Source organism: Mycobacterium cajalii, assembly GCF_045809005.2.
Taxonomy (GTDB): domain Bacteria; phylum Actinomycetota; class Actinomycetes; order Mycobacteriales; family Mycobacteriaceae; genus Mycobacterium.
This window is the reverse complement of record NZ_CM141436.1, coordinates 2,804,783-2,828,219: the sequence shown is the minus strand read 5'-3', so window position 1 is coordinate 2,828,219 and position 23,437 is coordinate 2,804,783. Positions and strand designations below refer to the sequence as shown.

25 protein-coding genes, 1 tRNA gene and 2 pseudogenes are annotated in these 23,437 nt (G+C 66.7%); 14 read left to right on the top strand and 14 right to left on the bottom strand.

Features of this window, described 5'->3' with window-relative positions; all coding sequences use genetic code 11:
- Window positions 1-4: 4 nt before the first annotated feature.
- The 3 genes and pseudogenes from ACJ512_RS13425 to ACJ512_RS13415 all read left to right on the top strand — a co-directional run bounded on the left by ACJ512_RS13425 (window position 5) and on the right by ACJ512_RS13415 (window position 1,964).
- Window positions 5-649 (top strand): PE domain-containing protein, encoded by a 645-nt coding sequence (locus ACJ512_RS13425; RefSeq protein WP_407686448.1) that lies wholly within the window; start codon window positions 5-7, stop codon window positions 647-649.
- A pseudogene (locus ACJ512_RS13420) lies at window positions 579-728 on the top strand (pentapeptide repeat-containing protein); the annotation flags it as partial. The gene ACJ512_RS13425 and the pseudogene ACJ512_RS13420, both read left to right, overlap by 71 nt.
- A 78-nt stretch (window positions 729-806) precedes the next feature.
- Window positions 807-1,964 (top strand): hypothetical protein, encoded by a 1,158-nt coding sequence (locus tag ACJ512_RS13415; protein ID WP_407686449.1) that lies wholly within the window; start codon window positions 807-809, stop codon window positions 1,962-1,964.
- Window positions 1,965-2,050: 86 nt separating this feature from the next.
- Here ACJ512_RS13415 and ACJ512_RS13410 read toward each other — a convergent pair.
- The 4 genes and pseudogenes from ACJ512_RS13410 to ACJ512_RS13395 all read right to left on the bottom strand — a co-directional run.
- A pseudogene (locus tag ACJ512_RS13410) lies at window positions 2,051-2,344 on the bottom strand (IS607 family transposase); the annotation flags it as partial.
- A gap of 123 nt (window positions 2,345-2,467) precedes the next feature.
- Entirely contained in the window at window positions 2,468-2,824 is a 357-nt protein-coding gene (locus tag ACJ512_RS13405) for a cation transporter (protein WP_407686488.1), read from the bottom strand.
- Between the two features lie 109 nt (window positions 2,825-2,933).
- A complete protein-coding gene (locus ACJ512_RS13400) occupies window positions 2,934-3,119 on the bottom strand; it encodes a hypothetical protein (RefSeq protein ID WP_407686450.1) in 186 nt (61 codons plus the stop codon).
- 15 nt (window positions 3,120-3,134) lie between these two features.
- Window positions 3,135-3,428: a hypothetical protein gene (locus tag ACJ512_RS13395; RefSeq protein WP_407686451.1), complete on the bottom strand. Its 294-nt coding sequence runs from the start codon at window positions 3,426-3,428 to the stop codon at window positions 3,135-3,137.
- A 16-nt stretch (window positions 3,429-3,444) separates the two neighbouring features.
- Here ACJ512_RS13395 and ACJ512_RS13390 point away from each other — a divergent pair, with 16 nt between their 5' ends.
- Window positions 3,445-3,780, top strand: coding sequence for a hypothetical protein (locus ACJ512_RS13390; protein ID WP_407686452.1), 336 nt, complete (start codon window positions 3,445-3,447; stop codon window positions 3,778-3,780).
- Here the strand turns inward: ACJ512_RS13390 and ACJ512_RS13385 are convergent.
- Window positions 3,754-4,641, bottom strand: coding sequence for a phosphatase PAP2 family protein (locus ACJ512_RS13385; protein WP_407686453.1), 888 nt, complete (start codon window positions 4,639-4,641; stop codon window positions 3,754-3,756). The two genes, ACJ512_RS13390 and ACJ512_RS13385, sit on opposite strands and share 27 nt — an antisense overlap.
- Window positions 4,642-4,650: 9 nt before the next feature.
- Window positions 4,651-7,044: a heavy metal translocating P-type ATPase gene (locus ACJ512_RS13380; RefSeq protein WP_407686454.1), complete on the bottom strand. Its 2,394-nt coding sequence runs from the start codon at window positions 7,042-7,044 to the stop codon at window positions 4,651-4,653.
- Window positions 7,045-7,342: 298 nt separating this feature from the next.
- Here ACJ512_RS13380 and ACJ512_RS13375 point away from each other — a divergent pair, with 298 nt between their 5' ends.
- Together ACJ512_RS13375 and ACJ512_RS13370 are read left to right on the top strand one after the other, a co-directional pair.
- On the top strand, window positions 7,343-7,612 hold the full coding sequence (locus ACJ512_RS13375) for a type II toxin-antitoxin system TacA family antitoxin (RefSeq protein WP_407686455.1): 270 nt from the start codon (window positions 7,343-7,345) through the stop codon (window positions 7,610-7,612).
- Between the two features lie 3 nt (window positions 7,613-7,615).
- Window positions 7,616-8,128: a GNAT family N-acetyltransferase gene (locus ACJ512_RS13370; protein WP_407686456.1), complete on the top strand. Its 513-nt coding sequence runs from the start codon at window positions 7,616-7,618 to the stop codon at window positions 8,126-8,128.
- Window positions 8,129-8,238: 110 nt separating this feature from the next.
- On the opposite strand, the gene ACJ512_RS13365 is transcribed toward ACJ512_RS13370, so the two are convergent.
- Window positions 8,239-9,888, bottom strand: coding sequence for an SWIM zinc finger family protein (locus ACJ512_RS13365; protein WP_407686457.1), 1,650 nt, complete (start codon window positions 9,886-9,888; stop codon window positions 8,239-8,241).
- Window positions 9,889-9,936: 48 nt separating this feature from the next.
- Between ACJ512_RS13365 and ACJ512_RS13360 the strand changes: the two genes are divergently transcribed.
- The 8 genes from ACJ512_RS13360 to ACJ512_RS13325 all read left to right on the top strand — a co-directional run bounded on the left by ACJ512_RS13360 (window position 9,937) and on the right by ACJ512_RS13325 (window position 17,679).
- Window positions 9,937-11,271 (top strand): plasmid pRiA4b ORF-3 family protein, encoded by a 1,335-nt coding sequence (locus ACJ512_RS13360; protein WP_407686458.1) that lies wholly within the window; start codon window positions 9,937-9,939, stop codon window positions 11,269-11,271.
- Between the two features lie 623 nt (window positions 11,272-11,894).
- Window positions 11,895-12,251 (top strand): type II toxin-antitoxin system TacA family antitoxin, encoded by a 357-nt coding sequence (locus tag ACJ512_RS13355; RefSeq protein ID WP_407686459.1) that lies wholly within the window; start codon window positions 11,895-11,897, stop codon window positions 12,249-12,251.
- Window position 12,252: 1 nt separating this feature from the next.
- Window positions 12,253-12,768 carry a GNAT family N-acetyltransferase gene (locus ACJ512_RS13350; protein ID WP_407686460.1) on the top strand — a complete coding sequence of 172 codons (516 nt, stop codon included), beginning with the start codon at window positions 12,253-12,255 and terminating at the stop codon, window positions 12,766-12,768.
- A gap of 32 nt (window positions 12,769-12,800) precedes the next feature.
- Entirely contained in the window at window positions 12,801-15,173 is a 2,373-nt protein-coding gene (locus ACJ512_RS13345) for a TOTE conflict system archaeo-eukaryotic primase domain-containing protein (RefSeq protein ID WP_407686461.1), read from the top strand.
- Between the two features lie 511 nt (window positions 15,174-15,684).
- The gene (locus tag ACJ512_RS13340) at window positions 15,685-16,092 is read left to right on the top strand and encodes a type II toxin-antitoxin system RelE/ParE family toxin (RefSeq protein ID WP_407686462.1); all 408 of its coding nucleotides are present in this window, start codon (window positions 15,685-15,687) and stop codon (window positions 16,090-16,092) included.
- Window positions 16,089-16,397, top strand: a complete 309-nt coding sequence (locus ACJ512_RS13335) for a helix-turn-helix domain-containing protein (protein WP_144957293.1) — start codon at window positions 16,089-16,091, stop codon at window positions 16,395-16,397. The genes ACJ512_RS13340 and ACJ512_RS13335 overlap by 4 nt, the downstream gene beginning before the upstream one ends.
- Window positions 16,398-16,981: 584 nt before the next feature.
- Window positions 16,982-17,251 (top strand): hypothetical protein, encoded by a 270-nt coding sequence (locus ACJ512_RS13330; RefSeq protein WP_407686463.1) that lies wholly within the window; start codon window positions 16,982-16,984, stop codon window positions 17,249-17,251.
- Window positions 17,248-17,679, top strand: coding sequence for a type II toxin-antitoxin system VapC family toxin (locus ACJ512_RS13325; RefSeq protein ID WP_407686464.1), 432 nt, complete (start codon window positions 17,248-17,250; stop codon window positions 17,677-17,679). The genes ACJ512_RS13330 and ACJ512_RS13325 overlap by 4 nt, the downstream gene beginning before the upstream one ends.
- Window positions 17,680-17,911: 232 nt before the next feature.
- Here the strand turns inward: ACJ512_RS13325 and ACJ512_RS13320 are convergent.
- From ACJ512_RS13320 to ACJ512_RS13290, 7 genes are all read right to left on the bottom strand, one after another.
- Window positions 17,912-17,985, bottom strand: a tRNA-Pro gene (locus tag ACJ512_RS13320).
- 223 nt (window positions 17,986-18,208) lie between these two features.
- Window positions 18,209-19,609: a ribosome biogenesis GTPase Der gene (gene der, locus ACJ512_RS13315; RefSeq protein WP_407686465.1), complete on the bottom strand. Its 1,401-nt coding sequence runs from the start codon at window positions 19,607-19,609 to the stop codon at window positions 18,209-18,211.
- Window positions 19,606-20,286, bottom strand: a complete 681-nt coding sequence (gene cmk / locus ACJ512_RS13310) for a (d)CMP kinase (protein WP_407686466.1) — start codon at window positions 20,284-20,286, stop codon at window positions 19,606-19,608. Before cmk ends, der begins: the two co-directional genes overlap by 4 nt.
- A complete protein-coding gene (locus ACJ512_RS13305; RefSeq protein ID WP_407686467.1) occupies window positions 20,283-21,026 on the bottom strand; it encodes a pseudouridine synthase in 744 nt (247 codons plus the stop codon). The genes cmk and ACJ512_RS13305 overlap by 4 nt, the downstream gene beginning before the upstream one ends.
- Window positions 21,026-21,721: an SMC-Scp complex subunit ScpB gene (scpB, locus tag ACJ512_RS13300; protein ID WP_407686468.1), complete on the bottom strand. Its 696-nt coding sequence runs from the start codon at window positions 21,719-21,721 to the stop codon at window positions 21,026-21,028. Before scpB ends, ACJ512_RS13305 begins: the two co-directional genes overlap by 1 nt.
- Window positions 21,722-21,733: 12 nt before the next feature.
- The gene (locus ACJ512_RS13295; RefSeq protein WP_407686469.1) at window positions 21,734-22,552 is read right to left on the bottom strand and encodes a segregation/condensation protein A; all 819 of its coding nucleotides are present in this window, start codon (window positions 22,550-22,552) and stop codon (window positions 21,734-21,736) included.
- Window positions 22,549-23,412, bottom strand: coding sequence for a ParA family protein (locus tag ACJ512_RS13290; RefSeq protein WP_407686470.1), 864 nt, complete (start codon window positions 23,410-23,412; stop codon window positions 22,549-22,551). Before ACJ512_RS13290 ends, ACJ512_RS13295 begins: the two co-directional genes overlap by 4 nt.
- Window positions 23,413-23,437 lie beyond the last annotated feature (25 nt).

The window sequence follows — 23,437 nt, the reverse complement described above, 5'->3', positions numbered from 1 at the left end:
ACTTTTGGACGACTGCACCATCGGTGGTGATTTCAGACGGAGGCTTCAGATGTCTTTTGTTGTCGCAATGCCGGAGTGGATGGGTCCGGCGGCAACAACTCTCGCCGACTTGGGCTCGACTATCAACGCGGCCAACGCAGCAGCGCAGCAACCGACGACGCAGCTGCTAACCGCGGGTGCCGATGAGGTGTCGGCGGCCATCGCCACGGTGTTCGCCGAGCACGGCGGGCAGTTTCACGCGCTGAGCACCCGAGCCGCGGCGTTCCACGATCATTTCGTCGCGCTACTACGCGGCACCGGCGGCGCGTACGCATCCGCCGATGCCACCAATGCCGCGCCCTTGCAGGCTGTCGAGCAGGGTTTGCAGGCTCTGGGCGCCGCTGTGCCGCCTGTCAATCTCGGGCTGGGCAATCTCGGCGGCCTCAACGTGGGCAACGGGAACACCGGCAGCCTCAACTTCGGGGGCGGCAACCTGGGCAGCTACAACCTGGGCTTCGGGAACCTCGGTTACACCAACCTGGGGCTGGGCAACGTCGGTGGCCTGAACCTGGGCTTCGGCAACGGCAGCCTCGAGCAGGCTGCGCTCGAGAACAGTTACTCCACCTTCAACCCTGGGCAGCGCCAACCTCGGCAACTACAACCTGGGTGATGCCAATGTCGGCAACGGCAACTTCGGCTTCGGCAATCTCGGCAGCAGCAACTTCGGCTTCGGCAACACCGGCAACGCCAACGTCGGCTTCGGCAACTCCGGGACCGGGAACATCGGCATCGGGCTTTCCGGTGATCACCAGTTCGGTTTCGGCGGGTTGAACTGGAGTGGCAGCGGTGGCTGGAACCTCGGATCGGCCAACAGCGGCACCTTCAACGTTGGTTTGGCCAACACCGGTGACGGTAACTGGGGCATCGCCAACACCGGAAGCAACAACATCGGCATCGGGTTGACCGGGAACAATCAGATCGGTTTCGGGGGGCTGAATTCGGGGACGGGCACGTCGGGCCTGTTCAATTCGGGCACCAACAACACCGCGCTCTTCAACTCCGGCGGCAGCGGGTTCGGCGGCGGCGGCAACTGGGGCCTGTTCAACTCGGGCGTGGCGAATTCGGGCGCGTTCAACTCGGGCAGCTACAACACCGGCCTGTTCAACCCCGGCTCCTACGGCGTCGGCGCGCTGAACGCCGGCGAGGGCAACGTGGGCTTCCTCAACCCGGGCACCGGGAACTACGGGGTCGAAAACTCGGGCACCTTCAACGTTGGTGTACAGAACGCGGGTTACACCGACTTCGGCATCGACAATTCCGGCTATTGCAATGCGGGAGCCTTCAACTCGGGCTTCGGCAACCTCGGTGCGTTCAACTCCGGGGGTGTCGACCTCGCCACACTGGCGGTCGGAGGCGGCAACGTCGGCTTCTTCAACTCGGGTTACCTGAACACCGGCTTCGCCAATTCGGGTGACCTCAACACCGGCGTCTGGAACGCGGGCAGCGTCAACACCGGCTTCAGCAGCTCGGCCACCCAGCCCGGCAGCGTTTCGGGCTTCGGCAATTGCGGCGACCACCTCTCCGGATTCGCCAACTCGGGCAGCTTCGGCTCCGGCTACGGCAATTCGGGCGAATACAACTACGGTTTCGGGAACACCGGCGACGGCCAGGGCGGTTCCATGATGCTGACACCGGACCTGTCCCCGAATGTGGGTTTCCTGAACTCGGGTACCAACGGCGTGGGCTTTTTCAACAGGGGCCAGTACAACGTGGGCGTCGCCAATGCCGGCTTCAGCGACGTCGGATACGGGAACACCGGCATGGTCGGGAACGCGGGCGATTACAGCGTCGGCTACCGCAACGCGGGCATCTGGAACTCGGGATTCGGAAACTCCGGCGATTACGACTCGGGCTTTGCGAACGCGGGCAGCCACGACTCCGGCGGTTACAACACGGGCGACAACCAGTCGGGATTCTTCAACTAGGCCCGCGGCATTTCGGCCGGCACCGTCGGTGAGATGGTCCGGCGGACGGGGTGCTTCGGCGACGGTCCGGGCCGGGATCTCTACAACCCGTTCAAAGCGGAACCGATCTCGGTCACCATCTTCTCGACCGGGATCTTTTCGTCAGTGGCCCACGTGGTCACCCGCGCCACCTGCCGATCCAGGTCAGCCTTCCGGTCTGCCGACCAGACCCGCGCATACACCCCCACCCGCCGACGTTGGACCGGCTCGGCTGCTGCATCGTTCACCAGGATCAGCCGACCCACTCGCTGCGCCGGAACAGGCAAGCGCCCTGAGCGAAACCAGCGATACGCGGTCACCCGCGCAACACCGTTGCGCTCAACCCACGCCGCAAGATCCATGCACCTGTTCCTACAGCGCAGCACCGACAACCAACGACCACTCGACCCGCAACAGCTGGCAACCCCTTGGTAGACCGGCGGGGTCCGGATCAACGCGGACCACTCGTCGCGCGACTGGCGTCGTCAACCAACATGCCACGCAGACATCAGCCAGCGCAGCAACAGCATCGCGGCCGCGATGACCGCCCGCAACGGCGAAAGCTGTTGCCGCTCGGCGTGGTCGATGCAGCCGTCAGCGCCATCCGAGCGCTCCGTAGCGCCATACCCGGCCTTGTGCACGGCCGCGCAGAGGTCGGCCACGGCGATCCCGGGAGCGGCCTGCACGGTCGCCACCCTGGCGCCGAAGTCAACCGACGCCCGCACCCCGTCGATCCTGTTCAGCGCCTTCTCGACGCGCCGGGCGCACACCCCGCACGACAGCCCGTCGAGGTCCAGTTCGACTCGTCGGACTGCCACCGTCCCCGGCCCGGTCTCTGCCACTTCCGTCAATGCCATTCCTCGCCATTCCTCACTGCCGCAACGCGCTTCCGCTGTCCCGGTAATTGGTCGCCGAACGGCTGCGCGGAGTTCCCGCGGACCGCGGTCAGCGTCAGTCTCCTGCCGGCGGCGGGGCGGGTTCGACGTCGTCCAGTTCGGACAGACCGCTCGCGGAGAGGATGGACAGCAGGACCGGGTTGGCGACCAGATCGATGTCGTCGGCCCGGGCGAACAAGGACAGGTTCAAGTTGCGCAGGCCGACCACATCCGCACCGACCAGCTCCACACCGGCGTCCACGCCGACGGCGCCGGCTTACGCGACCACTTCTGCGATCGTCGGGGCGGGCACGAACTGGTCTGGGCCGGGCAATGTTTCGGGTTCGACGTCGGCAGCGCGTGCGGCCTTCTCGTAAGCCAGCTTCGCCTGCTCGCGCATGTCGACCGCCGCGGAGATCAGCGCCATGAATCGGGTGGGGTCGAAATTGACGTTCGTCAGGGTGGTGAACAGGTCGAAGCTGGCGTGTGCGGCGAATCGCGGGTCGTCAGCACCCAGCCGCCGGGCCCGCTGCGCGTACTGCCCGATGCCGAGATTGACGTGGACCAGCACGTCCTGCAGGGCTGCGGTGGTTGCGTCCCCCGAGCTGTGGCGGCAGGCCGGCGCCGAACACCCGCTGGGCGAACACTTCAATCCGCTGGTGGATTTCGTGCCGGAGCGCTACGACCGCCGGACGATGGAGGACGCCATCGCCGCTGTGCCGGAGACGGTGATGACCGAGGGGCCGCTGCTGTGGGGCTCTCCGCAACGGGTGGCGGCCCAGCTGCGCAGCTTCGGCCAAGCCGGCCTGCGCCACGTCATGCTGGCCCCCGTCTCCGGCCTGGTCTCCCGGCGTGCAGCGCTTTACGGCCTCTGGGCCATCGGGCGGATAGCGCGCTCAGTTTCCCGGACGTCGCCGCGCTGACGCCGGCGCCGCAGCGGCGCGTCGGCGCCGGACCCGGTCCCACAGTCCCGCGCCCGTCACCAGGGCACCGGACCAGATGCCGCCGAGCAGCCACCCGGCGATCACGTCGCTGGGGTAGTGCACGCCGAGATAAACCCGGGAGAAGCCGACTGCGGCGATGGCGACGATCGCGGTCGCCCACACCGCGATGCGGCCACTCCACGACCGGATCAGCCAGTGGCCGACGGCCCATGCGGAGACCAACGTCGCGGTCGTGATCCCCAGGGCGTGCCCGGAGGGAAACGAATAGCCGTCCACCGCCATCACCGCGTACCGCGGGGATGGGCGCTGGCGTGCCACCTCGAGCTTCACCGTGATCACCGCCATGGCGAAACCCGCCAGCCCGATCCCGGCCGTCGCGACCGGCAGCCAGCTACGGATCCGCCATGCCGCCGCCGCGCACGCGAGCAGCGCCAGCGCGGCCACCGCCACCGGGCTGGCCGCCACGCTCAGTGCGTGCATCACGGTGGTCAGCACGGGCTCGCGGTGGGCGGCCACCCACGCCACGACGGGTTCGTCCAGCACGGTGATGCCGTCGTATTCCTCCACACTGTCGGACACATAGGCCAACAACGCGGAAAGAACACACAGAATGGTCAGGCCCACGGTCAGCACGGCCACCGCGGGACCGTCGAATAATGTTGCCGCCCAGTTGTTTCGGCCCTCCCCCACCTGTCCGACGAGCGCGGCCAGCGGCCGTTGAACCGCGTCCGACGCTCGGGTGAGCGCTGATTGCACCCGGCGTTGGTTGCACGCCAGCCACACCGCCGTGGCGACCGTCGCCACCAAGATGCCGACCAGAACCGCGCTCAGCAGACCCATGTGGTCGATCTAGCCCGCCGCGGAGTCGGCACGAGGAGCCGGGCCGGGTCGTCGACTGGCGTCGGGCGCCGCAGGCTCGTCCTCGACGAGGGTGAAGTAGTTCTCCTCCTCCTGCACGAAATGCAGCCGCAGCAGGGCGTACAGGCCGTACAGGCAGGCCAGCAGGTCGTCGACCTGGTCGGGTTGGATCGCTCCGGCCGATTGCGCCAGGGCCACATGCGTGCCGATGCGTTCGGCCAGGCGCTGGATCTCGGCGTGGGTGCGGCTCATGGTCGCGGTGGCCTCGTCGCTGCCCAGCGGCCGCGCCAGCGCGGGATACAGCAGGGTCTCCTCCGCCCGTTCGTGCGGCAGGATCCGCTCGGTCAGCAAGCCGTGCACGGTGCTCAGCGATTCCAGCGCCGCGGCGTCGGGCCCGTCGACCAGCCGGTCGGCGCTGTCGCGCAGCAGACCGAGGGTGTCGCGCAGTTCGTCGTGTTCGGCCGCGAAGCGCCGCAACATCTGCTCGGTGTCGGTGGGCAACTCCAGTTCGGTGTGCGGATTGCCGCGCAGGGCCCGCAGCGCGTTGAGGATCACCGCGACGTCGATGCCCTCCTGCAGCAGCGCGCCCGCGGCCGGCGGCAGCCAGCCCAGCGCGGCGATCACCATCGCCAACAGCGACAGGCTCATACCCACCACGGCGCTCTGCACGGCGATGCGCCGCGACCAGCGCGCGATATCCATCGCATCGGCGAGCCGGTCGACACGATCGGTGGTCAGCACGATGTCGGCGGCCTCCGAGGACGCGGTGGCTCCCCGGGCGCCCATTGCCACACCGACCGTCGCCGCCGCCAGCGCCGGCGCGTCGTTGATTCCGTCGCCCACCATCACCGTCACCGCGCGGTCTCGCTCGGTGCGCACCGCCGCGACCTTGTCGGCGGGGGTTTGTTCGGCGTAGACATCATCGAGCCCCAGGACCGTGGCCACCTCGCGCGCCGGTTCGGGGCGGTCACCGGTGAGCATCACCAGTCGCTTCAAGCCGGCCGCACGCAACCTCCGCATCGTGCGGGGCGCGTCGCGGCGCAACGGATCCCGCAACAGCACCGCACCGGCCGGTGCACCGTCGACGCACATCCAGGCGATGGCGGCGCCGTCCAGGCGCGCCCGGTTGACCACTCCCCGCGCCCACGCGTCACTGACGGAATCGGCGGGCAGTTTGCCGACGGTCACCCGGCGCTCGCCGATGGTGGCGGTGACGCCGCGGCCCGGTTCTTCGAGCACGTCGGCGGGCAAGGACAGCTCGAGGCCGCGTGCGAGGGCTTCGGTCACGATGGCCTCGGCCAGCACGTGCGGGGAGAGCTGATCCACCGAGGCCGACAGCCGCAACACCTCGGTCGCATCAGCGCCGGGCGGGGCGATCACGTCGACGACCACCGGACGGCCCATCGTCAGCGTGCCCGTCTTGTCCATCACCAAAGTCGTTGCGTGGCCTAGGTTTTCCAGAGCGCCACCGCCGCGGATGATCACCCCGGTCCGGGATGCGCGCGACAGACCGGAGACGATCGCCACCGGCGCCGCCAGCAGCAGCGGACACGGGGTCGCCACCACCAGCACGGCCACCGCCCGCACTGCCGACCCGCTGGCCAGCCACGCCCCACCGGACAGCAGCAGCGACAACGGCAGGAACCATGCCGCGTAGCGGTCGGCCAACCGCACGATCGGGGCGTTCTCGGCACCCGCCTGCTGGGCCAGCCGCACGATGCCGGCATAGGTGCTCCCCTCGGCCGTCGCGGCGGCACGCAACTCGAACGCGCCGCCGGCGTTGACCACACCGCTGCGGACGGGTTCGCCGACGTCACGTTCGACCTGCAACGACTCACCGGTCAGCACCGATTCGTCCAGCACCGCGACCACGTCGACAACGCGGCCGTCCACCGGCACCACCTCGCCCGGCCCGACGACCAGCAGGTCATCGACGACCACGTCGGCCAGCGGGATAACGCTGACTTTCGTGCCGACGCGCCGCCGCGCGAAGCGTGGCGCCCGATCCAGCAGGGCCCGCAGGTCGTGGGAAGCGCGCCGCGTCGCCGCGGCGTCCAGCGCACGACCACCGGCCAGCATGACCGCGATCAACGCCCCGGCCAGATACTCGTGGACGAGCAGGGTGCCCACCAGGGACAGCACGGCGATGATGTCCACGCCGAGCCGTCCCCGGCGCAACGCCATCGCCACCCACACCAGGGCCGGCAGCACCGCCAGCACCGTCCCGGCGATCCAGCAACCGTCGGCGACGTCGCGCCACCCGGTGAGCCAAGCGATCCCACCGGCGGCCAGCGCGCCGACCGTAAGCACCACCAGGGCCGGTTCGATCAGCGGACGCAGCCGCGTGATCCCCCGCACGGTCCCAGGTCCCGTACCGCCCGTCACCCCTGATCCTTTCGGTCTTTCCCGGCTTCTGCCCAGAGTCGACCAGTCGCGGCCGCCGAGTTCTAGGGTCGCAATACCTCACCCTGGGGGGAGTTGGGCCCGGTGGTTTTCGCTGCCGCGGCGTGGTGTGTGACGTTCACTGACGCGCAGGTCGTTCGGCGTCGCGCATGACGTGCGGTCCCCGGGTGGTCCCCAGTGCTGGCCGCAACCCTTATTAGCCGTGTACGTACATTCACCGTACAATGAAGTGATCGTCCGCTGCGAGCAGAGATCACTGCGGAAAGAAGGAGGTGTCGCTGTGGCAGTCAAGACGAAGCGCATCGAGCTTCGCGCGGAACAAGCGGCCTTGGACCGCATCCAGCGCGCCGCCAACCTTGTCCATGAGCAGACGTCGGAGTTCGTGCGGAAAGCTGCGATGCAACGGGCCGAAGACATCCTGCGTCAGGAGCTGGTAACGGCGATGGAGCCCGAACAGTTCGATAAACTGATGTCCTCGCTCGATGCCGCTGATGACGCGCCGCGGCTGGCGGCAGCCGCACGCAAACCAGCGGTCTTCACAAGGCGTTGAACAATGTTCGAGTCCGCGCGACTCGCCGACGCCCACACGCTGGAAGGATTCGACTGCGGTAAGGAGTCGCTGACTACTTGGCTCATCGCCCATGCCCGTCGCGCGGACAGCAGCGGAGTCGCGCACGTCTACGTGTGGACCCCGCTCGGCGAACAGAAAGTCAGCGCCTATTTCGCCATCTGTCCCACCGAGGTAGTGCGCATCGACGACGGCGTCTCGGGCTCCATGGCCGGCGGCTATTCGCGCATACCCGGGTACTTGATTGCCCGCCTGGCAATCGACACGTCGCTGCGGGGTCAGGGATATGGTGAGCAACTGCTCCTCGACGCGCTGGGCAAAGCCGTTGCCGCATCGGAAATCGGCGGCGGCCGGCTCATCGTTGTCGATGCCATAGACGACGAGGCGCAATCCTTCTACCAGCACTACCACTTCGTTCCCGTCAGGAACCGCGAGCGTCGCCTGGTCATGAAGGTGTCCACAGCGGCGAAGGCACTCGGCGAGCGCTGGCGGCAGTAAATGCGACAGGAGTACGGCAACGAGAATGGCGATCACCGGATTGACGATGTCCCTACAGGTGTAGGTCGACGCAGGTCTTCGCCGCACGCTGGCCCAGCGAGTGAGGTCGCTCAGAGTCCCTTCGCCTTGAGCGCCTTCATCAGCGAGGGGCGCCTGCCGTAGTCTTGCCGGACCTGGGCGATGTACAACGCGAAATCTGCACTGCGACCGCCTCTTTCATACAGCTTAGCCATCGTTGCCAGTGTGGCAGCAATGCCCGGGTAGAGCCTGGTGTTGGGACGCTGCAGGTCGTTCTCGAGCTGCGGCCGGTACAGATCTGCAGCGGCTACCGGCCGAGCCTCCGCGCCTTGCGTAGCGAGTTCCTGCCATGCCCATCCGGGACCGTAACGGTCGGCAGCCTCCCAGGCGGCGCCCACATCTCCCTCGCTCAGGGCGAGCTGGACCAGGACCGACCCCGAGCCGCAGTCACCAGCGAGTTCTCGCGCGTGGTCGAGCGCCCAGGCGCGTTCGGTATCGGCGCGATTGATCGTGGCGGCAAAGTCCAGCAACGACCGAAACGCGTGAACCGTTGGCCGCCTGGCGAAATCGTTGCGCAGAACAGCGATCGCGTCGTCGATGCGGCCGAGGCCCCGGTACGTCTCGGCTACCGCAGATGGGCTCAGCCAGTAGTCATTACCGCCGCCTTGACCGCTGATTCGGCCTTCGGCAACCGCCCGATCGATCCAGCTCACTACTTCGTCGTCACGTCCCGCCTCCCGCAAGCGGGCTATGATCGCGCCGTACTGCGGGTGCTCGCGTTCGTTCAGCAGCTCAATAGCCCGGTCGACATCGCCGTCGTGATCGGCGAGCTCCAGCAACATCGTGTCGACTTCAAACCGGCCCCAGTGATCGCGACCTGCGTGCTGGCGGTCCAAGTCCGCGACCGCCGCGCGGTAGATCTTGAGGGCATGGTCGTCGAATGCCTCAACGAAATCGGCGAGCAGCAGCGTCGGCCATCCCGGCGACGTCGCACGGAACGTCGCCAGCCACTCTGCGAGTTCAGCTGGGTCTGGTGCACCCAGGCGACATGCCTGTGCGAATAGGTCTGCGGCCCGGTCGCATTCACCGCCGATCACCCCCGATGAGTCGTCAGCATTTTCGGTGATCGTGCGCAGCAGGGTCACTGCGCACAGCAGGGCCGGCCGCACGATTTTGGCGGACCCTGCGTTCAGATGGCGCTCCAGCTCATCGAGTACTTGGCTGGCCGATTCCGCGACCGCGTAGGACTCGCGATAGTCGACGAATCCGCGGAACTCCAGGGCGTTGCGCACATAGGCTTCGAACTCGGCCGTGGCGGTCGTGTCATCACCGCATGCTGCTGTGGCGCGAACCTCCAGCATGCGGCGCACTTCGCCGTCGCGGTGAGCGAGGGTTATGACGAGTTCGCGAAGCTCGTCGACATCCATCGCCTGCACGGTCGCTTCCAGCGCCGATTCCACCGGAGTGGGGTGGTCGACGGCGCCGCTGTCGATCACGGCGAGTCCGACCGCGACCAGCTGCTTGCAGAAGTGGCCGTCGCCGGCGTGCGGACAGGTGCAGAAACCATCAGGTTGCGGACCGGACCAGTCGAGCTCCACGCTGTAGACCCGCTTGGCCTGGACCGACGCGTAGGCTTTCTCGGCGGCGATCCGGAGTCCTCGGACATAGCGGACGTAGTCCTCGCCGCGGGCGTAGCTCCGGTCACCAGCCACCTCGAGCATCACGCTCTCCGACAACGGCATACCGACATGGTGCCCGATTGACCCGGCGACCGCTCTAAGGTGGGCGGCATGAGCGAGGATCCGTACCTGCGTCTGGTGCCGGAACCGTTGTCGCGGCCCGATCTGCGTCGCGGGCGCCGGCGTGATGTCGTCGTCTACCGGGTCCGGGTGCACCTCGATGACAGCGATCCCCCGATCTGGCGACGGCTGGACCTGCGCTCGAACCTGACGCTGGACCTGCTGCACCAGGTCCTGCAGGTGGCGTTCGACTGGACCGACTCGCACCTGCATCGCTTCTCACTGGGCGGTAGCGCCTTCGACCACCACAGCCAGGTGTTCCTGTGCCCGTACGACGTGGACAACAAGGAGTGGCCCGAAGATGACGACGGCCTGCCCGCCGCCCAGACTCGACTCGACGAAACCCTCAGTGAGCCCTGCGATGTCCTGCACTACCTCTACGATTACGGCGACAACTGGGAGCTGACGTTGTGTCTCGAAGAGGTTCTTCCCGCCGAGAATGGCTGTCCCGCAGCGGTTGTCGTCGCCGGCGAGCGAGCCGCGCCGCCAGAAGACTGCGGGCATCTGGTCGATGCCGACACCCTCTCCGAGGTGCTCCCCGACCCCGCGCTGTTCGAGCCGGAACGGCTCAACAAAGGGTTCGGCAACGCGTACTTCGTGCTGCGTGAGGCAGGCATCGACGCGCGCCTGATTGACCTGGTTCATCAGCTCACCGACACCCCGTATGGCGACGACCTGACGAAGGCGGCGCTCACGCTGGCCGGTGCGAGACCGCTGGACACGGTCGCTACCGCCGACAACCTGCGGGCGTATCAGTGGTTCCTGGACCGCGCCAAAGACGGCGGCATTCCGTTGACGGCCGCCGGATACCTCAAGCCGGCTGATGTCGAGGAAGCGTCGAAATTCGTTCCTGTAATGAATGATTGGATTGGCAAGCACAACCGCGAGGTCCAATGCTACCCACTGCTCCGGTTCCGCGAAGGCGTGCAGTCGTTGGGACTGCTGCGCAAGCACAAGGGCACGCTTTTGCTGACCAAGGCTGGCGTAGCGGCCCAGCGTGACGCCGACAGGCTGTGGGAGCATATGGCCGGTCGGTTGATTCCCAAGTCCGACGCGAAGTTCGAGGAGCAGGCCACCCTGCTGATGCTGGCCTTTGCGGCGGCTTCGGCCGGTTCCAGACTGCCGTTCGACAAAATGACGGCGCTGCTGGCCGAACTCGGCTGGCGCTATTCCGACGGTCGGTCAATCTCCGAGTCGCCCCTGCGCCACCTCCCCGTCCACCAAGTCCTGATCAACGTGACGGACCAGCCCGTCACCCGGGCGCGGCGAGATGTCGTGAGTCCAGCGGCAGCAGCCTTGGCGCGAAGTGCACTCGGCGGGAACTGAAAGCCCCAGCGATGGGTACTACCGGCGATCAGGCACCAGAAGCGAAACGGCGCTCACCCCGCCACAGCGGTCGACACCGACGCTGAGGACCACCCGGAAGTCGTTCGTGAACAGCTTCGCGAAGCGCGCCGAGCGGTCGCCGAACGGCGCCGAGCCAAGGCCGGCAAGCGTTGACCACCTCGCGATGGATTCCCCGACTGCGCACGACGCTGATAGGACTTGCGTGTCACCACCCCACGTGACCAGCGGACAACTTCGGCACAAGACAGTGCCCCCGGCCCAGCCGGGTAACGTGCAGAGGCGCGCATAGCGTGCCTGACGTGCGGTACAACCGACCCGAAATCCCCCTCGCGAGTCCATCGAGCGCACCGACACACCTCTGTGGTCCCCAGGGTGGTTGCCACCTGAAGCGACCGCAGCGGCTCCGTAGCTCCAATACCGCAGCTCAGAGCCAATTTTCTTAAGTCGGGCTGACAGGATTTGAACCTGCGACCACTTGACCCCCAGTAAATAGCGGTACGCATTTCCGCAGGTCGCTGACAGTAGGCGGCTGATTCGTGCGCGTGCATAGCGTGCACAGACGCGCAGGTCGTTCACCATCGCGCATGACGTGTGGTCCCAAAATGGTCACCGGCGTGCCAGGCACCAGTGCCGACGACCCCTCGCTTGACCAGAAGTTCGCGTACTGCCATTGTAAGTACATGACTTCGATGAAAGATGACCGCCTGCAGCTGCGCGTCGACGCAACCTCCAAGCGGCGGCTGGAGGAGGCCGCCGCCGAGGCGCACCTGAGCGTGACGGCGTTCGTGCTGCAGGCCGCCAGCCAGGCCGCCGACAATTTGCTCGCCGAGCGGCAGACAATTCGCCTGTCCCCCGACTCGGCGGCCGTGTTCACCGAAGCACTGAACCATCCGGCGCGGGTTAACGAGCGACTGGCGGCCACCTTGAAGCGGCCAGCGAAGTTCACCTGGCTCGACTGAAGTGCAGTTCTACCGGCCGAGCCTACTCGACCCGGATAGACACCGGCGCGACGAGTTCACGTCGGGCGATTCGTCCCTGGACGAGTGGCTGCGCCGCTACGCCGGCCAGAACCGACGCGGCAACACCGCAGCGGTCTGGGTGATCGCTGATGTTGATTACAGGGTGGTCTGCTACGCGACTTTGTCGATGACATCGGTGGATCGGTCAGCAAGTCCCACGCCATTGGCGAAGGGCGCCCCATTGCAGGTTCCCGCGCTCCGAGTAGGCCGACTAGCCACCGACACCCGCGTGATCGGGCTGGGGCTGGGCACCCAAATGGTCAAACACATCCTGGCGACGGCAGCCGAGTTGAACCTCAAAGCAGCATGCCGAGCTGTCGTGGTCACCGCACTAAACCCGGCCGCTTTCAGTTGGTGGCAGCGGTTCGGGTTTGACCCGTTCGATGCCGAGGACTCGACTAACTTCGACCTCTACCTGCTGACCAAGGACATCGGCGCCACGCTCGCGAGACTCTGAGCCAGCGATTCAGGTCAGGCAGAATGTAAGTCGTGGAGGAGCGGTTTCCCGGTGAGTTGGCGACGCTCCGTGCCGATAACATGCGCCTGCGTCGGCTGCTCGAGCTCAGTAATGAGCAGGCCCGCGCCGCGGATCCAGATCAGCCAGCCCTCACAGGTGCGCCGACCGCGCCAGTGGATATGCGGTCGGCCCCGGAGGCGAAACTCCGGTTCTACGCGAGCCTGTTTCGTTGCCGCACAGATGTGTACGCGCTCCGCTGGGAGAACAAACGTGACGGGCGATCGGGTTGGATGCCTGCCACCAACGGCTACTGGCGCAAGGGCATGAGCCGAGCCGACGCACCCTATCTGACACTTACCGCGGAGGTGATCGCCAAGCACCTGCGCGGCGATCTGCACATCGGGCTCTACCCGCTCGGCGATGACGACACGTGCTGGTGGGTGGCCGCGGATTTCGACAAAAACTCTGCGATGCTGGACGCCCTCGCCTACCTGAAAGCCGCACGCGCCTATGGGATTCCGGCGGCGCTGGAGGTGTCGCAGTCCGGTCGCGGCGCACATGTATGGATCTTCTTCGCCCAAGCCACTTCCGCGTCGGCGGCACGCCGGATCGCGACCAGCCTGCTGGGTGAGGCGATTCAGTTGCGCGGCAGTATGAGCCTGACCAGCTATGACCGACTGTTTCCGTCCCAAGACGTGCACACCGGACGCGGCATGGGCAACCTTATCGCCGCACCGTTGAACGGCACTCGCCGCCAACACGGCACCACACTTTTTCTCGACCCGGCCACGCTCGAACCGTTCGACGATCAGTGGGCCTACCTGTCCAGCATCGCCAGGCTGTCGGTGAACGAAGTCGCGGCCCTGGCCCGGAAGCTGCCCGATCCCAAGATCGGCCACGACGTGCGTCGGTTGCAGCTGCCCACGTCGTCGAAGATCGTGCCTCGCCCCGCGGCGATCATCCGGGCGTCGTTGGGGGCCCGATTGAAACTGACCGCAGCAGATTTGGGCCCAGCAATGATCTCGGCAGTCAAGCACGCGGCATCGATCCCGAACCCGGAGTTCCACGCCCGGCAACGGGCCCGCCGAAGCACTTGGGACACGCCGCGATTTCTGCGCAGTTACGACGAAACCGTCGAGGGAGACCTCATTTTGCCGCGCGGGTTGTTGTCGCTGTTGACAACCCTCGTCGAATCCGCCGGGAGCACGATGCGCATCGATGACTGCCGCGTCACCGGGACTGACCATGAATTCACCTGGGCAACGGAGCTCCGGCCCGAACAAGCGGTGGCCGTGCGAAACCTCGCCACCCAGGACACCGGAGTCCTGATTGCCCGGCCTGGATCGGGCAAGACTGTGATCGCTTGCGCCGCAATCGCTTCACGTCGCACGTCCGCCCTGATCCTGGTGGACCGCAAAGCGCTCGCGGATCAGTGGCGCGACCGGCTGCACAAACATCTCGGCGTCAAGTGTGGGCAGATCGGTGGCGGGCGGTCGAAGACCACCGGCATCATCGATGTCGCGCTGTTACCTACACTCGCCCGGCGCGGAAATGTCGAAGAAATCACCGCCGGCTACGGGTTCGTAATCGTCGACGAATGCCACCATGTCGCCGCCGCCGCGTTCTCCGCGGTCCTGGACCGGGTACCAGCGAAGTATTGGCTGGGCTTGACCGCGACGCCGGAGCGGCGAGACGGGCTCGAGGACCTGATCTACCATCAGCTCGGATCGCACAGTCATACCCTGGAACCTCCGGGTGCGGGTGAACTCCCCTCCGCTGCAACGGATTCGCCCGCACCGCACCCGGTTCTGCATATCCACCCAACCCGGTTCCGCTACACGGGCGACGCCGATCCCGCCGCACCGGGCGGGATTGCCGAAATCTACCGCGCGCTCGTCGCTGACCAGGATCGTCTCGACCAGATCGTCACCGACGTGCTGACGGCACACCGCCAAGGCGCAAACATCCTCGTCCTAACCACCTGGGTGAACCACTTGGATGCGATCACCCGTCGGCTCTGCGATGCCGGATGCGAAGCAACCGTGCTGCGCGGCGGAATGAAAGCGCGCGAGCGCTTGGAAATCACCCAGCAACTCGCAGCTCACCAGCCAGAACATCCGCCGCTGCTGATCGTTGGGACCGGCTCATTCATCGGTGAGGGTTTCGACTGTCCCGCGTTGGACACCCTGTTTCTGGCCTCCCCCATCACCTTCAAGAATCGCCTCATTCAGTACGTCGGACGCATCACGCGGCCACACCCAGGCAAGACCGACGCCACTGTCCATGACTACCACGATGAACTCACCCCCGTTCTCGCGGCGTCGCTGCGCAAACGCGCCCCCGGATACACCAAGCTCAGCTTCCCTGATCCCCGAACGGCGCAGAAGCCATCCGCCACCTCGTAATCAGCGCGGACTAATAGCTACGGCTGGTTTTGAACCTGGCGCACTTGACCATCGGACAATGGCGCCAGGGAAAACGGTCTCCGATTCGCAGGACATTACGTGCGCTACGTGCACCAGCGCGCATATCGTGCGCCTCAACGCCACGACATCGGACGGGTCAAGTGCGCTCCGGCACCGTGATGAAACCGACCTGGTCCCAAGACAAGCACCATAGGCAACGAATAATACGGGCCCGCGCCCGCCATCACCCCAGCTCAGTGCCTATTTCATCTGGTCGGGCTGACAGGATTTGAACCTGCGACCACTTGACCCCCAGGAAGCAGCGGTAGCGCATACACGCAGGTCGCCGGCGGTTTCCGGCGTCAAGAAGCGAGGCATGACGTTCACTGACGCGCAGGTCGTTCAGCATCGCGCATGACGTGCGGTCCCAAAGTGGTCCCCGCAACCGCGCCTAACAGAGTGCGGGAATCATTTCTAGCTGATATCAGTTCTAGCTGATAGAATCGCCGACGTGCGGAAGTGGGAGGTTGATCTAACCCTCATTGAAACATGGATCGACAGCCTCGACGACGAGGAGTACGACCACCTGATCGCGGCGCTGGAGCAGTTGGAGGAATACGGACCGGTTACGCGCCGGCCATTCGTGGACACCCTCGAAGGATCGGCGCACCCGAACATGAAGGAACTCCGACCTCGCCCCACCAAGGGTAGAGCCCACATCCGGGTGCTCTTCGCCTTCGACATCCAGTCCCGAGCGATCATGCTCGTCGCCGGAGACAAAGCAGGGAACTGGACGAAGTGGTACGCGACGAACGTTCCCATCGCCGACCGCCTATTCACCGAACACCAACAGAAGATGAAGCAGGCGGCCGCAGCCACAGTCGCCAAGCCGAAGACAAGAAAGGGGAAGAAACGATGACCACGCTCGATGATCTTCGCCGTCGCCGTCCGGGCAACCGTGCCCGCATCGACGCAGTCAAGGAAGAGATGGATCGCGAGGTTGCGCAGTACCGTCTTCGAGAATTGCGGGAAGATGCCGGTTACACCCAGACCGCGCTCGCCGCAGCCATCGGAGTCGGGCAGAACCGCGTTTCGCAAATGGAGCACGGCGACCTGGGCACCAGCCGGGTCGACACACTCCGTAAGTACGTGGAGGCCACCGGTGGCGAGCTGGAGGTTGCGGTGAAGCGCCCAGATGGATCTCGCGTCTTACTGAGTCTCTAATTGGGTCCGCTAACGCGGGAATTCCGACGATATGATTCTGCGTTTGAGTCGGCCCGCGCAGGGGGAGGAGTCATTCTACGATGCCCAACGGAGCGACCAACCCCTGGTCGAAATCCAATAGCCCGAGCCTCCGGCAGAACCAGGGCGATTCACACGCACTCCCACGGCCACCCGCACCGATTACTTCACATGTGCGGTCTGGTCCCAAGCACGTCCCGGTGGGGAAATTCGCGGAGAAGACTCTGCGCAGGTCAAAGCCTAATTCTCTTGGTCGGGCTGACAGGATTTGAACCTGCGACCACTTGACCCCCAGTAAGTAGCGGTAGCGCGTTTTCCAAGGCCAGCAGCCCTAGCTGGTTCTGTTGTATTCGCGTATAACGTGCACAGACGCGCGGGTCGTTCATCAACACGCATAGCGTGTGGTCCCAAACTGGTCCCCAAGGTGCCGCCGTTGTCCGCGAATCCGCGGTCGTGGAATCGGCTGAACCATGCTCATACACACCCCGTGGCTACTTGTAGAGAGACAGCTCGGCGCGATGCGATGGTGCTTACACTTCTGATATCTGCAGTGATATCATCGCCTTATGGCGAATGTTTTAATCCGAGATGTTCCGGCCGAGGACCTCGACCAGATCCGGTCAGCGGCCGCGGCACACGGGATGTCACTCCAGGCATACCTGCTCGAGGCGGTGCACGCGCAGGCTTCTCACCTACGCCGGCGCGAAGCGCTAAACCGAACTGCGATGCGCTTACAACATCAACGAGCCGTCGACGAACAGGACCGTCAAGCGGTGCTTGAAGCGATCGATGACGCGCACGCCGACCGTGGTGCACGGCTCGGCCGTGCGACGTGATCGTCGACGCCTCGGTTGTCATTGACGCCGTCACCGACTCGGGTCCGAGAGGACGGGCCGCCCGCCGGGCGCTAGCAGAACACCCCGCCTCTGAACCTCTGCTCGCCCCAGGCCATTTCGCCGTCGAGATTCTGTCTGGCCTAGTAGCGGCTGCAAACCGGCCCAATCATCCGCTGCAGCAAGCAGAGATAGAGCAGGCACTGCAAGACGCGGCGGCCCTGGAAATCACCATCGAAGCAACACCCTGGACTGATGTGCACCGGGCCTGGGCTCTTGCTCAGGCATCGCTGCGCTACCCAGACGCTATCTACGTCGCTGCCGCCGAACGTCACGCAACCGCCCTACTGACCAGCGACGCACGCATCGAACGATCCGGGGCGGTGATCCACTGCCCCGTCATCACAATCCGACCTAACGACAACAACTAGCGCACTTGACCAGCGGTCAACTACGGCACAAGGGCAGCGCACTCAGCCGAGCCCCATAGCGTGTATAGGCTCACACAGCGTGCATGACGTGCGGGCCAACTACCAAAACTCCCCCGCACCAGTCCATCGAGCGCGCCACCGACACCTTTGTGGTCCCCAGGTTGGTGGTCACCTCACCAAGCGCCGAGGCGGCATAGCCCCATTACCGCAGCTCAGGCCTATTTCTCTTGCGTCGGGCTGACAGGATTTGAACCTGCGACCACTTGACCCCCAGTCAAGTGCGCTACCAAACTGCGCCACAGCCCGCATGCCGCCAGCGTGAGCGGCAGCAGGTCGAAAGCCTACCTTAAGCCGCCCTCCGGCCCGCCGAGCGACCTCACTTGTCCTTCGGCAGGCCTGATCAGGCGCCGGCGTTGTCGCCCGGGCCAGCGGCTACCGGAGATTGACTATGAGCTGAGGGCCGGGCTTGCCGGCGTGTCGCGGCCACGGCGTCACACCGATAGCCGTCGGTTCACCCTCGACGCCGCACTCAACGCCGCTTCGGGGCCCGCTTCTCGCGCACCCGTACGTTGATGCGGATCGGGGTGCCCTCGAACCCGAACGTCTCACGCAGCCGCCGCTCCAGGAAACGCCGGTAACCGGCCTCCAGGAAACCGGTCGTGAACAGCACGAACGTCGGTGGCCGGGCCGCGGCCTGGGTGGCGAACAGGATGCGCGGCTGCTTGCCCCCGCGCACCGGCGGCGGCGTGGCGGCCACCACCTCCTTCAGCCAGGAGTTCAGCGGGCCGGTCGGGATGCGCGCGTCCCACGAGGCCAGCGCCGCCTCCATGGCGGGCACCAGCTTCTGCACCGCGCGCCCCGTCTTGGCCGAGATGTTGACCCGCTGCGCCCATCGCAGCTGTACCAGCTCGCGATCGATCTCCCGCTCCAACAGCTCGCGGCGATCCTCGTCGACCAGGTCCCACTTGTTGAACGCCAGCACCAGCGCCCGGCCCGCCTCGACCACCATCGACAGCACCCGCTGGTCCTGTTCGGTCAGCGGCGCCGAGGCGTCGATCAGCACGACGACCACCTCGGCCGAGTCGATGGCCGAACGGGTGCGCACCGAGGCGTAGAACTCGTGTCCACTGGCCTGCCCGACCTTGCGCCGCAGGCCGGCCGTGTCCACGAACCGCCACACCTTGCCGCCCAGGTCGATCAGGGAGTCGACCGGGTCCACCGTGGTCCCGGCGACGTCGTGCACCACCGAACGCTGGTCACCGGCCAGCTTGTTCAGCAACGAACTCTTGCCCACGTTGGGCTTGCCGACCAGCGCCACCCGCCGGGGCCCGCCGGGCGCCGGCGCCACCTCGGACACCGTCGGCAGCACGGCCAGCACCTCGTCGAGCAGATCGGCCACCCCGCGGCCGTGCATGGCGCTGACCGCGTGGGGCTCCCCGAGGCCCAGCGACCACAACGCCGCCGCGTCCGCCTCGTTCTTGTCGCTGTCGACCTTGTTGGCGGCCAGGAAGACCGGCTTGCCCGAACGCAACAGAATCCGTGCCGCGGCTTCGTCGGCGGCGGTCGCCCCGACCGTGGCGTCGACCACCAGGATCACCGCGTCGGCGGTGCGCATGGCCACCGACGCCTGCTCGGCCACCAGCTGCTGTAAGCCCTTGGCGTCGGGCTCCCATCCGCCGGTGTCCTGCACCACGAATCGCCGTCCGGTCCACAGTGCGTCGTAGGACACGCGGTCCCGGGTCACGCCGGGAACGTCCTGTACCACCGCCTCACGGCGGCCCAGGATCCGGTTGACCAGCGTCGACTTGCCGACATTGGGCCGACCAACCACCGCCACGACGGGCGCCGGACCCGCCTCGGTGTGCTCGTCTACGTCGAAATCGACGGAATCCCAATCGGTTTCGTCGCTCCACGTTCCGTCCTGCGTCATCGCACCGCCCCGCTTCGCTGCTCGACCAACTCCAGCAGGTGGGCGATCACCTGCGCCTCGGTCATGTCGCTGGTGTCGACGACCACCGCGTCGGCGGCCGCGCGCAGCGGCGAGACCGGCCGGGTGGAATCCAGATGGTCGCGGCGCCGCACGTCTTCCAGCACGCGTGGGTAGTCGTCGCCCAGGCCCGAGGCGAGGTTCTGGTCGTTGCGCCGCCGCGCCCGCGTCTCGGCCGAGGCGGTCAGGAAGATCTTCACCGGGGCGTCCGGCAGCACCACCGTCCCGATGTCGCGGCCCTCGACGACGACGCTGCCCGGGCCGGCGGCCATCTCGCGCTGCAGCGCGACGAGCCGCGTGCGCACGGCCGGAACCGACGACACCGCCGAGACCGCCCCGGTGACGTCGTCGCCGCGGATCTCCGCCGAAACATCCTCCCCGGCAAGGAAATAGCTGAGCCGCTCGGGGTCGTAGCCGACCGCCAAGTCGACCGTCGACGCGAGCGCGCCGACGGCCTCGGCGTCGGCCGGGTCCACCCCGGCCCGCAACACCGCCAGCGTCACGATCCGGTACATCGCGCCGGTGTCCAGGTACCGGGCGCCCAGGGCGCGCGCCAAACCCCTTGACACCGAAGACTTCCCGGTCCCGGCCGGCCCGTCGATGGCCACTACGACGTTCACAGGCCCACCGCTTTGTAGAGTTGCCCGACCTCGCCGCGGCTCAACGACCGGATGCTGCCGGGCCGCTGCTCCCCCAACGACACCGGCCCGAGCTCGATGCGCACCAGCGCCTCCACCGGGAAGCCCGCCGCCGCCAGCAGCCGGCGCACGATCCGGTTGCGCCCCTCGTGCAGCGTCAACCGCACCAGCGTCTTTCCGGGAATGGCGTCCACCACGGCGAAATCATCGACCCGCACGGGGCCGTCGTCCAGCTCGATGCCCGCGCGTAGCCTCTTGCCCAGCCCGCGCGGCACCGAACCGGTCACGGTCGCCAAATACGTCTTGGGCACCTCGTGGGAGGGGTGCATCAAGCGGTGCGCCAGCTCGCCGTCGTTGGTCAGCAGGATCAGCCCCTCGGTGTCGGCGTCGAGGCGCCCGACGTGGAACAGGTTCTTGGTGCCGCGCACCTTGCGTTCCACCAGATCGCCGATGCAGGGGCGCCCGCGATCGTCGGACATGGTCGAGTGCATGCCGCGGGGCTTGTTCAGCGCCAGGTAGACCATCGAGTCGTCGGCGACCACCCTGGCCCCGTCGACGCTGATCACCGACGCGTCGGGATCCACGCGGGTTCCCAACTCGGTCACCACCTGCCCGTCCACCTCGACGCGACCCTCGAGGATCAACTTCTCGGCGGCGCGCCGCGACGCAATCCCGGCCTGGGACAACACCTTTTGCAGGCGCACCCCCTCGGTTTCGCCCATCAGTCGTGGTCCACGTCGAACGTCAGCGCCTGCTCGGCGGGAGCGCCCCCGGCGAGTTTGGCGAAACGCGGTTCACTGTCCAGGGATTCGCTGAGCTCCTCGATCATGTCGACGTCGGGAAGCAGCGGTGCGATGTCGGGCAGGTCGGCCAGCGACGTCAGGCCCAGCCGTTCCAGGAACAGCGCGGTGGTCGCGAACGTCGTCGCGCCGCTGTCCTCGTCGGTGCCCGCCTCGGTGATCAGGCCCCGCGCCAGCAGGGTGCGCATCACCGCGTCCACGTTGACGCCGCGGACCGCGCTCACCCGTGCCCGGGTCACCGGCTGGCGGTAGGCCACGACGGCCAGCGTCTCCAGCGCCGCGCGGGTCAGCTTGGACCGCGCGCCGTCCAGCAACAGCTTCTCGACGAACGGGGCGAACCTGGCCCGCGTGTACATCCGCCAACCCTCGTCGGTGTTGCGCAGGTCGATGCCGCTGTCGCGTTCGGTGAGTTCCGCCGCCATCTGCTGCAGCCTGGCCGCGATCCGGTAGGCGGGCTGCTGGGTGGACGCGGCCAGCGCTTCGACCGTCACCGGGCTGTCGACCACCAGCAACAGCGCCTCGAGCACGGAGCCGAGTTCGTCGGCGTCCATGGGCGCCGCCTCGGCGATGTCGGGGATACCCGCGTCGGGATCGACGTCGGTTGCGTCGTCAGTCATTGGCGGCGCTCCTCACGACTCGTCCCGGACTTCTGCCAGGGCCTCGTTGGTTTGACGCTCCCCGGTCCACGAAATTTGAAGCACGCCAAGCGGCTCCGACTGGTCGAATGCTACCGTCCGGCTCCGGTACAGTTCGAGCAGCGCCAAGAAGCGCCCGACGACCTCCATCGGCGCCTGACAGTCGGCGACCAGCTCCGAAAACGAGGCCCACTGGCCGCTGCCCCGCGCCTGAAGGATCGCCAGCAGTTTCTTGGCCTGCTCGGGGACCGAGACCTGCAGCTCGTGCAGATGCCCGGTGCTCACCGTCGGTGCCGGTCGCGGCGTGAACACGATCGCGGCGATCTGGGCGAACCGCTCGGCGTCGACCCCGAGCATCACCTCGGGCAGCAGTTCGGTGAACCGGTCCTCCAGCGACACCGCGCGCGGATAGCTGCGCAGCGCGGTGGCTTCCAGCTCGGCGAACATCTCGGCGACGTGTTTGAACGCGCGGTACTGCAGCAGGCGCGCGAACAGCAGGTCGCGCACCTCCAGCAGCGCCAGGTCCTCCTCGTCGTCGACCTGCCCGGCCGGCAGCAGCCGGGCCGCCTTGAGGTCCAGCAGGGTCGCCGCGATCACCAGGAACGCGGTGGTCTCCTCCAGATCGAGTTGCGGGCCGATCTCCCGGGTGTAGGCGATGAACTCGTCGGTGACCTGGTGCAGCGCCACCTCGGTGACGTCGAGGCGATGGGCGAAGATCAGCTGCAGCAGCAGATCGAACGGCCCCTCGAAGTTGGTCAGCCGGACCTGAAAGCCGCTCTTTGGTGCCGCCTCACCGTTGCCGCCGCCCGTCACGCGCCGAATCGGTCGATGAACTCGCCGGCCAGCGCGCGGTAGGCGATGGCGCCGGTCGACTTCGGCGCCCAGGTGGTGATGGGCTCGCCGGCCACGCTGGTTTCCGGGAACCGGACGGTGCGGCTGATGACGGTGTCGAACACCAGGTCGCCGAACCGCTCCACGACACGGGCCATCACCTCGCGCGCGTTGACGGTGCGGGGGTCGTACCGGGTGATCAGGATGCCGCTGATCTCCAGCTTCGGGTTGAGCCGGTCGCGCACCTTGTCGACGGTGTCGGTGAGCAGCGCCAGGCCGCGCAGCGAGAAGAACTCGCACTCGGTGGGGATCACCACGCCGTCGGCGCAGGCCAGCCCGTTCACGGTGAGCAGGCCCAGCGACGGCTGGCAGTCGATCAGCACGTAGTCGTAGCGGTCCAGCACCGGGTGCAGTGCGCGGCCCAGGGTCTGCTCGCGGCCCACCTCGTTGACCAGCTGGATCTCGGCGGCCGACAGGTCGATGTTGCTGGGCACCAGGTCCAGGTTCTTGACCCGGGTGTGCAGCAGCACGTCGTCGATCGACACCCGCGACTCCACCAGCACGTTGTGGATCGTCTTCTCCAGCTCGTAGTGCGGAACCCCCAGCCCCGCCGACAGCGCACCCTGCGGGTCCATGTCGACCAGCAGCACCCGCCTGCCGTACTCGGCGAGGGCGGCGCCCAGGTTGATCGTCGACGTGGTCTTCCCGACGCCACCCTTCTGGTTGCACATCGCGACCACCTTGGCCGGGCCGTGCGACGTGCGCGGCTCGGGCTCCGGGATCGCCCGCAGCGGTCGCCCGGTCAGACCGAGCTCGACGCCGTTGTCGGGCCGATCGGTCATGGCGGGGGTGTTCGGGAGGTGAACA